This is a genomic window from Lentilactobacillus sp. Marseille-Q4993 (assembly GCF_951230165.1).
Lineage (GTDB): Bacteria > Bacillota > Bacilli > Lactobacillales > Lactobacillaceae > Lentilactobacillus.
On the sequence record NZ_CATNVB010000044.1, the window covers coordinates 1 to 12,953 of the forward strand.

Consider the following 12,953-nt stretch of genomic DNA (forward strand, 5'->3'; position numbering starts at 1 on the left):
CCTTGGGTTTTCGTCGATTTAAGAATAGCAGAGTTGAATTCTCTGTGCTACATAGAATTCAAAAAAGCTTCGGAAAAATTAATTTCCGAAGTTTTTTTGCGTTAGCTGGGACTTATGTCCCAGCCTCATTATAAGAAAGGCCATGCTTTCAAAGTAACAGGTTTTGATTATTCAAATGCTAATTTACTTGCTAAAAAAGGGAGTCTCAGATATCGAGTCAATGGTGGCTTCATTACCAGTAATCCGAAATATATACAAGCTTTGAATTGATCTTTTGAGTATGTGTTGCTTCAACTCAGATAGTTGAGTATGTAGCTAATCCTCATGGCCTGTGTCCTATATCCAACTGGACATAGGCCTTTTTATTGCCATTGAAAGTCTGTCGTTGTTATATCAATCAACATGATTGAAATGAATCTAAGTAAGTTCATTGATGTTTTTTAAACTCAAACACTCATGCTTTAGTGGGCAAAGCTGTCCCATCAATATAGTTTTGGCTTTTTTCGGTTTAATTAGTTGTGCTTCACCCTCATCTATTTGAATTATAGAAATATTACGTTGGGTTAGTTTGGTATAGGTCATCATAATTTATGATCACCACGACTGTTTTGACCTTTGAGAAGTGCTATGCTATCTTTGTGTAATTAAAAACGATTTGGGTTTATAAGCTTTAAAGTGAAACTTATAAATGACTAATAAGGAATATAGAGGACTTCAAAAATGAGTACAAAAATCAATTTTGATAAATTACCCACTGGCACCGCTTCGCAAGATATCACAAAAGGTTGCCTAATTATTGAGGGTGGCGCCTTTCGCGGTACTTACGCTCAAGGAGTAGCCGATTGTTTGATGAAGAATAACTTGAATTTTGAATGTACAGTTGGTTGTTCAGCGGGAGCCCTGAATGGGATGAACTATGTGTCTGGCCAAATTGGCAGGGGAATCATGATCAATCTAAAATTCCGGCATGACAGTCGGTACGTTGGCCTTAAAGCGATTAGGCATGAAAGAGGAATAATTGGTTTCGATTTTTTACTTAACGGAATGGATCAATATACTCGCTTTAATGAGGAACAATTTTATTCTAAAAATCGGCGTTTTGTCGCGGTAGCCACTGACATCAAGGCTGGTCAGGCACGCTACTTTGATAAGGAAATGGATGGTAATTTTAAATCTGTGATTCAAGCATCAGCCAGCATGCCGTTTTTCTCGAAACCGGTTCCGATTGGGGATTCACTTTACTTAGATGGCGGGATTACGGACTCTATTCCATATCAGTGGGCAATCAATCAGGGATACAAAAAGGTTATTGTTATCAGAACCAGAGAAGACTCTTATCGAAAGAGTACTGACAAAAAGCGGAGTAGCGATATATTAAGTCATTCCAGACTCCTTAAACAGTATCCCGCTTTGGGTGAAGCACTAAGCGATCGCCCTAAGATGTACAACCGTCAGTGTGACCGGCTTGATTGGCTTGTAAAAAGTGGGCAGGTCTTTCGGATTAGTCCTTCTAAACACGTTACCGTTGGGAGATTAGAGCCAAATCTTTCAAAACTTGAGCAGCTTTACTGGGCTGGGTATGAAGATGCACAAAACCAATTGGCAAATTTGAATGATTATTTGAAGAAATAAGGTTGGAAGAAGCCCCAATAGAGGCAACGCTGAACTTCAGGAAACTGAAATTAGTGGTGCCTCTATTATTTTTATTTAAATATATCCGACATAAATTATGAGAAAATATCCAAATTTTATCAGAACGTCTTGTAATTAAACTTTAATGTTATATAATCTAACATTAATAAGTACAAGGAGATGGTAGGATGTTAAATCACTTAATGTTTGCAATTTTACCAATTATTGTCACGATTGCTTTAGGCTATCTGGCAGCGGTAAAGGGAATGTTCGATGATCATGATAGTCAAAAGCTGGTTAAACTGGTCATGTCATTTATGCTGCCAATGAGTGTTTTTGCGGGTATCTGGGGCACGCCCCGGAAAATAATTATTGAAGATATTCCACTTGCAGGTTGGTTAATCGTTAGTATGATTGGTAGTTATTTCTTACTGATGATTATCAACAAGTACATATTTCACGCTGATTCACAGATTGGATTACTACGGGCGATGTCGGTGGCAATGCCGTCTGTTCCGTTCATTGGGTCAGCAATCTTACCACCACTGTTTGGAGCTTCAGTCAGTGCGATTACGATTGGTATCTGTTCACTAGTCATAAACGTAGTAATGGTGCCAACGGCTTATGCGGTGCTGAGTGAGGCAGAATCGTTTGGTCATCGGGTGATCAGTACCCTTAAGAAACCCCTGGTATTTTCGGCCTTGTTTGGATTCGGGTTCGCTCTTGTTGGCTGGCAAATGCCAGAGCAACTGAGTGGTTCCTTTACATTACTTGGCCAAGGAGCTGGAGGACTTGCGATATTTGCAACTGGTGTGGTACTTTACACGCAAAAACTACTAGTAAACAGAACGATTTTTGTGACCGTGTTTTTGAAGAATGTCTTATTCCCAATTCTAGTGTGGGCTGCAATGTTGGCATTTAATGTGCCATCAGAATTAAGACGGATTGTTGTTGTAACCCTGGCAATTCCAACAGCTGTTATGCCAACAAACCTTGGAATTCAATTCAATATTAATCGGTCTGAACTTGCCTCCACGCAATTTTTGAGCACGGTGTGTTCGGCGGTGACGTTGGCGGTGTTTTTGGTGGTGTTAGGTTAAGTAACAAAAAAGAAGCGCGTAGGCGCTTCTTTTTAGTCGGCTTTGTGAATCGGAAATAGTTTAGTTGAGTATGAAACATCTGCCATTCCGTTTGGAAGATTAGAAATATTTATTGTGTATGAGTGATTTTCTTTTATCGAATCACTATCAGGCTCATAACTTATTGATGTTCCAAATTCACCATACCCAGAATTACTAATAATTACGTTGCTTACGGATACATCTTTGTTAGCAGTGTTGTCATGGATGGTAATCGTTGGCTGGGCAGAAGTTGACAGTCGTTGAGGAAGTGATAGTGACCATCTTGTATCAGAGGATGCTTCAAATGGGAACAATCCAGCATTAGGAAATTTAATTTCGCTGGCATCTGTTCCGTCGCCAGTTGGATCAAAAACTTTTAGGTCATTGTAATTATTTGCTTGGCCAACACCAACTTGGGTAATCCCGCCGAGTAACCATTCTCTATGGCCGGGAACATCATTACCTGAATCGTTGATGTATAAAGTAATGTTATCTTCAGGAGATATAACACCTGTAGCTAAATTACTGGTATTGGTTGCTTCTGCTCCATGTTGCCAATCCGATTGTGAAATATAACTGGGCTTACTAAAACCAACTAATCCATGGGAAAGACCATTGTCTACGGCAGCTAGAGTTGCAGCTCCGTATTGGGCTTCAGTATTCCAACCGGAATTAGAACTGACTGGACTTAGGCCATAGAAACTACGATAATAATTGATCCAATCAACGGTTCCTTGGATATAACTATCATTTAGTTTTCCTGGGTTAAACGATCCAGATAACGATGGCTTTTCTTGATACATTCCTTTAGTAGAATTGTAAATTGCCGTGGCTTTACTTCTTAACTCATTTACTTGTTGTAATTCAGAAGAATTATAAAAGTTAGTTTCTTTATTATCCTTATCAGACTTCTTTGTTGGTGCATCAAAATCACCAAAATTCCAACTAAGTGTCTTTATCTTCTTTGCGTATCCATGCCAAATGAACCCAAACTCTTTACCATACCTGTTTGCAAGGGTACGATATACGGCTTTCTTACCATTTGGACGTCTTACGGTGATGGTTTCACTTGAATAAAACACTGTCTTTTTATATTTACTTGCCTTCGCTTTAACCTTGGTTAAGTTGTAGTTTTTGTAGATAGTTCCTTTGGCAACGCGATATTGTTTTGCATGAGCTTCCGAGCTAACAACCCTTAATACTGATGGTTTCCTCTTAGCACTTGCTTGCTGTGGCATCATTAAGCCTGACCCCAATGCCAGTCCTAAGGTGCTAAATAAAATAACTTTATTCAGTTTCATTTGTATTTCCCCCAAATATGTAAAATATAATGTTATTTTATCATAACTCGTTTGCCACAATTGAATTAATTATCGAATTATAAATATTGGTTGAATAATCTTAGGACAGGGTTCATTATTGAAATCACAGATAATGTTAATTTTATTTGAAAAAATCAAATGGTAATTGTTATGTTTTAAAACATGTTGGAGGGCTAATTATGATACTCGAATCACGCTGGACCTGGGGTCGGCAACTTCAATGGGGCCTATTATTGACTCTGGGAATGCTGTTTTTAATGTTCTTTTTGTACGATGCTTCATCAACGACTGTCAACATGGTTTATCTTGGAGTAGGACTAATTTCGTTTGGCGTGGCTGTCGTTGCTCAAGGTGGTTTGAAGGTTCTAAACACCAAACTTTCGCTAACTAAACCTATGTTGATCTGGGGAGTATTAGCTTGTTTGGCAGTTATTTCAATGATGATGCTCGAGGGAGTACCAACCAACATTATTCATGTATTTCAATCTAAATCGATGGTACTAGCCACAGTTGTCGCATTCTCGGCGGCAGTGTTAGAAGAGTCCACATGTCGCGGGTTATTCCTATCAGCGTTTTTGAATTTGGGTGTTTATCGAGGCTCCAAATATAATTTGACTAAATCAGCTGTTTATTCAGCAATCTTATTTGGGGTTCTTCACCTGACCAATTTGTTCGGTGGTTCCTTAACGGCAGTGCTACAACAAACCGTTTACGCATTTGCCTTAGGGGTTTTCCTGGCCGCATTAAGAATCGCTGCCAACAATTTAATTTGGCCAATTGTGCTTCACTTCATACTGGACTGGGCACCAATGATAATAAATTCGTCCACGGGTCAGTCAAGTAGCTGGTTATATTTATTAGCCGTATTTATGCCGGTGTTGGTGTTGAGTGTAGGGTATTTGGTGAATGCTGACAGAGAGTTGACTAAACTGGAAATTGTGAGTGCTTAAGGGCGCTAATTTTGTGTCATTTAAAATAAGAATGGCCGATAAAAAGCAGCGATAATTTTATTTTTAAAAATTATCGCTGCTTTTCTGCGTAACTAGTAATATGGACATCCTTCGTACCTAATAATCTTACTGGACCTTTACATTACCAAGTTCAGTTCCCAAATCGTACTTAATCAGATGTTTGTCGTATCCAGTATAGTGGTGCTTTGAGTGTCCAAATAGCGAGTTAAAACCCATTTCTGTAGTGGTTGTAACGTTTGCATTTTTCTTATGGTCAATAATGCCTTTGACTGAACCAAGCTCACTGTTAGCAGTGAATTCTTTTTCTACTTGTTGATTATTGAACCTAATGTTTCCGAGTTCATCATCGATATCAAGTTTCTTAAAGTGATTACTATTCAGGGTGACTGAGCCTAACTCATTGGAAACCGACCCATGATCTATATTATCTTCCGTTAATTCAGTTTGCCCAAGAATATTTTCGACTGACACTTTTTGTTTGATATTTGAATCAGTGATAAATAAGTGGGCGTTTCCATCAAACGAGAGGTTATCAGTTTTAATGTTCTGAATAACGACAGGTGCATTCATTGTCTTATTGTCTGATTCCTGGACATCTAAATCTAATGACTTTAGTGATTGGTTATTTGGAATGGTGATTATTAAGGATCCTGGATGAGTTTTTGTTGGGTGAAATCCCAATATTTTAACTTGTTTATGCCAGTGGCGAACTCCGACAACGTTTAAAGTAGAGCCATGTTTTTCTAGCTGCGTTTTAATAGGACTCTTGACTCGGATATCGTTATTGTTACTAGATTTTAGTAATACAGGAGTATTGGCTTTTATGTATAAATGGCTGATGGTCTTAAAAGAACGTATTTTTTCCGCAGTCTTAGGAGCTGCCGCAACGTTTGGACTAGCGGTCCAAATAATACTTCTAAAACCAATAACCGATAATATGACTAATAAGGTGAACACAGACAGGATAATTAGTACCAATTTTTTCATGGATTTTACCTCAGAAATTCAAATTAATAATACTGTACGACATATAATATTACTTAACAAAAAATATAATCCCCTCTGATATCTTTGTCAATAAAAGTTGGAGTAATATCAGTTCTTACAAAATTGGTTGTAAACTTGCCCTGTTTTTTAAAATAAATTTTTTTACGATAATGAACAATTTGATAAGCTAACATGGCCATGGAATGTTATTGCTTCACAGTTTCCAATGTCCGGTTTTAGTTACGTTCTAAAAATGAGAAAGATGCCATAAATGCCCAAATCAAGGAATTATCAGCGGTATTATTGACTTTTACTAGTTGCATACAAATAGTAAAAGTTACTATTGACGGATGAACCATTTTTCCGATATCCTACTTGAGGAGGAGGTAATCACTCAGAAGAAGACAGATGTTTGAATGTAACAATTGAATAGGAGTGATCGGTATTTTTATCGTAAATGGTGTCAGTGTTGTCTACCAAAATCGAAAACAAGTCTTGACTGACGTTTCGTTCTCATTAGAAGCTGGCACAATCAATGGAATTATCGGCCCAAATGGTGCGGGGAAGTCAACCTTGCTAAATGCTATTTTAAATATTATCCCTCACGAGGGTGGGGCATCTTTTAATGGCGTACCGTTACCAAAGATGGCGCGAAAAATCGGCTACGTTCAGCAAACCAACCAGATTGATTTGAACTTTCCAATCACCGTTAGTGAAACAGTTGGGCTAGGAATCTTTCCTCGCTTAAGACTTTTCCAACGTTTGAATAAGAGAAAGTATCAAGATGAGATCAACAAGGTGCTTGACCGAATCGAGATGCGTGAGTTTGCAGATCGACAAATTGGTCAGTTATCTGGTGGGCAGTTGCAACGGGTCATGATAGGTCGCTGTATCATCCAAAATCCAGAGTTGGTTTTGTTAGACGAACCGTTTGCTGGAATTGATGCTCACAGTGAATCCACAATCATGAAGATTCTTCGTGAACTAAAGGCTGAAGGTAAAACTATTCTGATGGTTCATCATGATTTAAACAAAGTAAATGACTACTTTGATAACACGATAATCATTAAGAAGAAACTGATTGCGTCTGGAAGTACAGAGTCGACGTTTAATTCGGAAAACATGAGTGCCGCCTATGGATTACCAATGTTAAGCCAACAAGGAGGTTTTTAGATGTTATCGAATTTTATTGACGGACTGTTCGAATTTCACTTTCTATCAAACGCACTGATTACGTCAGTGACAATTGGAGTGATTGCCGGCACAATTGGAAGTTTTATCATTCTTCGGGGAATGTCGTTAATGGGAGACGCAATCTCTCATGCGGTGTTGCCAGGAGTCGCAATCTCGTTTATGTTCGGGATGCATCCATTGATTGGAGCTGCGATATTTGGGATTGTCGCATCGTTTTTAATAACATTAATCAGACAGAATAGTGTCATTAAAAGCGACACGGCGATAGGGATTACCTTCAGTACCTTTTTGGCGCTAGGGGTTATTCTAATTGCTTTGGTACCAACAACTACAAATTTGTTCCATATTTTATTCGGAAACGTGCTAGCTGTTCAGGACCAGGATATGTACCTGACCATTGGCATTTCGGTAATTGTGCTCGTCGTTGTGGCGTTGTTCTTTAAGGAGTTACTATTAACTTCCTTCGACCCTAAAATGGCGAAAGCACTGGGGATTCACGTAAACGTGTATCACTATTTATTAATGATTTTGCTTACTCTAGTATCAGTTGTGTCAATGCAAAGCGTTGGGACTATTTTAATTGTGTCCTTATTGGTTACGCCAGCTGCGACTGCGTACTTGTTTGTAAACAAATTAAAGACAATGATCATCGTTTCTGCGACAATCGGTGGTGTTACTTCAGTGATTGGGTTGTTTTTGGGTTATAACCTTAATATCGCTGTTGGTTCATGTATCGTAATCGTCGGGGCTGTGATTTTTGCAATCAGCTTTATCTTTTCACCAAAACAGACATTATTCCACCGGAGGAGATTATCAAATGAAAAAGAAATCAATTCTTAGAATGGCACTTGTGGCTGCGTTAGGTCTATTCTTAACTGGTTGTAGCCAATCTAGCAAAAAATCATCAAGCTCAGACACTGTTCACGGTAAGGTATCACTTGTTGCGACAGATACAATTATCGGTGATATTGCCAAAAACGTTGCAAAGGATCATGCAGATATTCACGTTATCGTTCCTACTGGTCAGGATCCTCATGAGTACGATCCTCTTCCAGAAGACGTTTCGAAGAGTGCCAAGGCAGACCTTATTTTCTATAACGGTTTGAATTTGGAAAATGCCAAGAATGCTTGGTTTACTAAGATGCAAAATAACATCGGTGAAAAGGCCAAGAAAAAGTCATTTGCTGCTAGTGAAGGCGTTGATGCAATTCACCTTGAAGGTAAGGGTCAAACCAATAAGGAAGATCCCCATGCTTGGTTGAATCTTGAAAACGGAATTATCTATGCTAAGAACATCGCTAAGCAACTAGAACGCGTTGACCCTAAGCATAAAGACGATTACAAGAAGAATCTTGACAAGTACGTTGCAAAGCTCCACAAGTTGGACGTTCAGGCAAAGAATAAGTTTAACAAGATTCCTAAGAACAAGAAGTTAATTGTAACTAGTGAAGGATGCTTCAAGTACTTCAGTAAGGCTTATAATGTTCCATCAGCTTACATCTGGGAAATCAACACAGAAGTTGAAGGTTCACCTGACCAAATCAAGACATTGGTTAGAAAGCTTAAGAAGACAAAGGTTTCATCATTATTTGTTGAAAGTAGTGTTAGTTCAAAACCAATGAAGACAGTTTCGCGGGATGCAGGTATCCCAATTTACTCAACTCTGTTTACTGACTCAATCGCTAAGAAGGGTCAGACTGGGGACAGCTACTACGGTATGATGAAGTGGAACTTGGACAAGATTGCTGAGGGATTGGCTAAATAGTCTAAAAAATAAAAAACGGGTTTCTGTAAGGAAGCGCGTTTTTTGTTATCCATAGGATGACATTTTTAATTGTTTACCACATTTATTAATACTATACTTAACTCATCTTTATAATTTGGGGGATATAGTTATGAAACAAAATTGGGTTATTAAGTCCGTCATGATTGCCGGACTAAGTTTGGGATTAACCGCCACTGTGGACGCTACATATAGTTTGACCAGTAACGGAACAACGGCTTTTGCTAAGGCCAAAAAGAATAAGGTTGTTAAGTATCACTACTTCAAGACAACAAAATATAGTTTGAAAAAGGGTACCTTATACAAGACTGCGACCTTGAAGAAGATTGCCCATTACGCTAAGAATTATAAGCATACGACCTTTAAGTCTGGATTGTATGCTCAAGTCAAACTAGCTAACGGCAAGAAGATTAACTACAACTACGTTAAGTCAACTAATGGCAAGACCAAGGGCTGGATCAAACACAGTTATTTGAAGAAAGTAGCTACAAAGAAGGCTGCTACTAGCTCCAATTCGAATACTAGCTCGTCAAACAGTGACAATTCTACAAATACACCAACAGTTGATACTAGTTCCGATAGTTCAACAACTTCAACTAGTAGCAAGCACCAATTCAATTTTTCACAAGATGAGTATCGGTCAGCATTTCTAAGTGCACTGAACTCAGAGCGGACTAAACGTGGATTGCAACCATTGAAGGAAGATGCCAAGTTGGATGAAGTGGCGGCAGCGAGAGGACCACAGTTGGTGACTAACTTTGATCATTATGATAGTAATGGGAAGGCATATGCTGATGAATTAGCTGAAAAATTAGGTATTGCTTATCCAGCTGAAAATATTGCAATGGTAAGTGCTGGTTATGGTAGTTATGGTAAGGGTGACTTGAAGGTTTCAAGTATCAGTACAGCCACTGATGTTGCAAAGCAAAACGTTTATGAATATATTTATGATGATGCGGATTCAAACTGGGGTCATCGAGACAATATGTTAAACAAGAGCTATACTGCTGTGGGTATGGGGATTACGTATGATTCTAAATCCGGCGCAGTTTATACCGCAGCTGACTTTGGTGGTGATACCAGTGCCAATTCGTACACTAACTACGTTGACGAATCGACTGGTAGTACATCTTCCAAAGGCGGAACCCATATCTTTGCTAACGGAACAGAAGTCCCAGTAGACGTTCCATTTACGGTTACCTCTGATGGCCAAGTCATTATTCACAATAAATAATAATTTTTTTCGATTTCCCCTTAACACTTCCCGTTCTTAGAACTACAATGGGGTCGTAAAGGAGGTAAGTATTATGGCAGAAACAACAGCTGAATCACCATTCTTGAATGTTAAGATGAACGAAGCATTTGATTGGAGTGACAGTTCGGACCCTGTACGTGACGCTCTCTGGAACCATTACATGGAGAAGAACGATCATGATACTAACGCCACCGAAAAAGACATGGAAAAGTATATGTCCATGTCCGAAGATGACATTAAGAGCGACGTCGAAAAACTATTGCACAATTAATTAATACTTAACGAAAAGCCTTCTGGATCAAAATCCAGAAGGCTTTTTTATCATAAAAATTTTGCTTTAATGAAAAGAAGAATTCAAAAAAATGTCATAATTTCATCTTCATTAGACATTAATATGATTTTGATTAGATAAAGAAATAACTAATTTAAAAAGATGAAGGAGATCAAGTATGAAAAATCGGATACATGAATCGGCACCCGTTGATGATCAGTTTTGGGGTATTGTGGTTGGCTTATTAATTGGGTTACTCGTTGACTACTTGTTTAGATTTCAGACGGATGGAGTGTTTACTTTTATCGGGGTAACTGCTGGGAGTTTTGGAACACTCAACTTTATATTACCAAAGAAGAAAAGCAAACGTTAGGATGGCAAAATACTTAACCAATTCCATAAAAAGTGGTACTTTAAAGATAATCAAATAGTTAGGGGATGTTGATATGGCAGAGGAAGAAACTGCTACGAAACAAAAAATCAACTTTTCCGGCGACCAAGTTAAAAAAGCTGCCCAAATGCTTGAAGAGCAAGGATACTTCACCAAGCTCGATTTTCCAGAAATGAAAGATTACGAGTGGACTAAGCAATTTGAAGAGAGATTACGCGTATGGTTCCAAGATAGTAAAGACAATCCTTACCTTTACTACGAACGCTTTGATTTTGTTGGTGGCGACATCGACTCAATCATCTTCAATATGGACATAATTAAAACTCGTGAGGCTGCTCTTGAGAAGTTGGGCGAAGTGCTGAATGAGAAGATAGGATAGTATCGGTTTTACAAACCTGTTGCCTTAATTGGTGACAGGTTTTTTAATTTTCCTATTGACAGCGTTTTCAAACTGGCATAGAATAATTGTTGAAATTGATATATTAGTATTCCAAAGCAACAAGATAAGAGAGTTTGGTTAGCAATATTTTTTTATTTATATTTGTAAGCGCTTAAGAAGCGCTAAAAGGAGAGTTAGCTATGGATTCAAATGCAAAAAATGGCGGTTCACCAGTCGAACACGATGGCTGGAATGAATATGCCAACAAGGGTATCTATCAGGCAAAAGGAAAAGTAGGGCTTGGTAGATCTCTTGGTTTCGGAGTATTTTCATTCTTTAGTATTTCGATGCAGGGATTAGTTGGTGCTTGGTTACTGTTCTTCTACACTACTTTCTGTGGTTTGACAGCAGGTCAAGGGGCAACAATCTTCCTTATTGGTCGTATCGCTGATGGTATTGCTTCATTGGTCATGGGAAATATTTCAGATAACATTTACAAGTACAAGTTAGGCCGGAAGTTTGGTCGTCGACACATCTTTATTTTGGCCGCTGTCCCATCAGTTCTTTTCGCCATCACAATGTGGATTGCGGGAATGAGCTTCTGGTACTACTTGGTAACATACGTTATTACCACTGTTTTGATGTCAGTTCTTCAAATTCCTTGGGAAACTTTACCAAACGAAATGACCAAGGATTACAACCAACGGACGACCATGTCTACCGCCCGGATGGTTATCGCCGGATTGGGTAATATGTTGGCTCAATTTGTTCCAGCTCAATTGTTCAACTACTTCCCAAAGACTTCACCAACTCCATATTTGATTATGCAAGCTGGTTTTTCAATCGTTACCTTCTTCTTGATTTTCATTACCTACAAGACCACTTGGGAACATTTCGTTACCAAGGCGGAAGCTAAGCGAATTGAAGCAGAAGCTTTACGTGAAAATAATGGTCAGAAGCCAAATCTTAAGTCAGAGATCAAGAACTACTTCTCAACTTTCAAGATCAAGAGTTTCCGAATCCACATGGGTACTTACCTTAGTTCTTACTTTGCTACAATTTTGTGGTCAACCGTCTTCGTTTACTTTATCGTATTCGTAGTTGGGAAGACTACCAGTGTATCAGGTTTCTTACAATCATTAAGTATCGTGTCGGTACCGGTTACTTTAGCAGCTGGTTACATTGTTACTAAGATTTCGCCACGGGCACTATATTCAATTGGATATTCATTGATTTTGATTTCCTGTGTAGATTGGGCATTTGTTGCCTTGACTAAACCAGCTCACGTTATGGTTTGGTTAGTCATTGGTACTTTGTTCTATGAAGTTGGTTTGTACATTTTGTACTTTGTTCCTTGGAACGTATTTCCATTTATCCCTGATGTTGATACCTTGGTTACCGGTAAAAACCGGGCCGGATTATTTGCCTCAGTTATGGTCTTTATCAACCAAATCAGTCAAGGTTTTGCTTCAGTTGTTGCAGGTTACTTACTTGATTTTGCCCACTTCAAGCAATCAACTACTGGTGCGGTTGCTCAACCAGAAAGCGCTACTCATATGATCACATTCATCGTTTCTGGTGGTGTTGGTATCATGATTGCGTTGGCATTGTTCTTCGCTCTTCGTTTCAAACTCAGCAAGAAGACAT

At 38.7% G+C, this 12,953-nt stretch carries 13 protein-coding genes; 11 read left to right on the forward strand and 2 right to left on the reverse strand.

Features of this window, described 5'->3' with window-relative positions; genetic code table 11:
- The first annotated feature begins 720 nt into the window (after positions 1 to 720).
- Both QOW94_RS10400 and QOW94_RS10405 read left to right on the forward strand, forming a co-directional pair.
- Positions 721 to 1,632 carry a patatin-like phospholipase family protein gene (locus tag QOW94_RS10400; protein ID WP_283680386.1) on the forward strand — a complete coding sequence of 304 codons (912 nt, stop codon included), beginning with the start codon at positions 721 to 723 and terminating at the stop codon, positions 1,630 to 1,632.
- 188 nt (positions 1,633 to 1,820) lie between these two features.
- Positions 1,821 to 2,732 (forward strand): AEC family transporter, encoded by a 912-nt coding sequence (locus QOW94_RS10405; protein WP_283680387.1) that lies wholly within the window; start codon positions 1,821 to 1,823, stop codon positions 2,730 to 2,732.
- Positions 2,733 to 2,764: 32 nt separating this feature from the next.
- On the opposite strand, the gene QOW94_RS10410 is transcribed toward QOW94_RS10405, so the two are convergent.
- Positions 2,765 to 4,054 (reverse strand): CAP domain-containing protein, encoded by a 1,290-nt coding sequence (locus QOW94_RS10410; protein ID WP_283680388.1) that lies wholly within the window; start codon positions 4,052 to 4,054, stop codon positions 2,765 to 2,767.
- 200 nt (positions 4,055 to 4,254) lie between these two features.
- On the opposite strand from QOW94_RS10410, the gene QOW94_RS10415 reads away from it, so the two are divergent.
- Positions 4,255 to 5,025, forward strand: coding sequence for a CPBP family intramembrane glutamic endopeptidase (locus QOW94_RS10415; protein WP_283680389.1), 771 nt, complete (start codon positions 4,255 to 4,257; stop codon positions 5,023 to 5,025).
- A gap of 126 nt (positions 5,026 to 5,151) precedes the next feature.
- On the opposite strand, the gene QOW94_RS10420 is transcribed toward QOW94_RS10415, so the two are convergent.
- On the reverse strand, positions 5,152 to 6,033 hold the full coding sequence (locus tag QOW94_RS10420; RefSeq protein WP_283680390.1) for a DUF4097 family beta strand repeat-containing protein: 882 nt from the start codon (positions 6,031 to 6,033) through the stop codon (positions 5,152 to 5,154).
- Between the two features lie 444 nt (positions 6,034 to 6,477).
- On the opposite strand from QOW94_RS10420, the gene QOW94_RS10425 reads away from it, so the two are divergent.
- The 8 genes from QOW94_RS10425 to QOW94_RS10460 form a co-directional block, all read left to right on the forward strand.
- Positions 6,478 to 7,206: a metal ABC transporter ATP-binding protein gene (locus QOW94_RS10425; protein WP_283680399.1), complete on the forward strand. Its 729-nt coding sequence runs from the start codon at positions 6,478 to 6,480 to the stop codon at positions 7,204 to 7,206.
- Positions 7,207 to 8,067 (forward strand): metal ABC transporter permease, encoded by an 861-nt coding sequence (locus tag QOW94_RS10430; protein ID WP_283680391.1) that lies wholly within the window; start codon positions 7,207 to 7,209, stop codon positions 8,065 to 8,067.
- Positions 8,045 to 8,992 carry a metal ABC transporter substrate-binding protein gene (locus tag QOW94_RS10435; RefSeq protein WP_283680393.1) on the forward strand — a complete coding sequence of 316 codons (948 nt, stop codon included), beginning with the start codon at positions 8,045 to 8,047 and terminating at the stop codon, positions 8,990 to 8,992. The genes QOW94_RS10430 and QOW94_RS10435 overlap by 23 nt, the downstream gene beginning before the upstream one ends.
- Positions 8,993 to 9,122: 130 nt before the next feature.
- Positions 9,123 to 10,244: a CAP domain-containing protein gene (locus QOW94_RS10440; protein ID WP_283680394.1), complete on the forward strand. Its 1,122-nt coding sequence runs from the start codon at positions 9,123 to 9,125 to the stop codon at positions 10,242 to 10,244.
- A 73-nt stretch (positions 10,245 to 10,317) separates the two neighbouring features.
- Entirely contained in the window at positions 10,318 to 10,536 is a 219-nt protein-coding gene (locus QOW94_RS10445; RefSeq protein ID WP_283680395.1) for a P8 family protein, read from the forward strand.
- A gap of 178 nt (positions 10,537 to 10,714) precedes the next feature.
- On the forward strand, positions 10,715 to 10,909 hold the full coding sequence (locus QOW94_RS10450) for a hypothetical protein (protein WP_283680396.1): 195 nt from the start codon (positions 10,715 to 10,717) through the stop codon (positions 10,907 to 10,909).
- Positions 10,910 to 10,982: 73 nt separating this feature from the next.
- Entirely contained in the window at positions 10,983 to 11,306 is a 324-nt protein-coding gene (locus QOW94_RS10455; RefSeq protein ID WP_283680397.1) for a hypothetical protein, read from the forward strand.
- A gap of 200 nt (positions 11,307 to 11,506) precedes the next feature.
- Positions 11,507 to 12,953, forward strand: a 1,447-nt coding sequence (locus QOW94_RS10460; protein ID WP_283680398.1) for an MFS transporter, incomplete at its 3' end; no start/stop codon positions are given.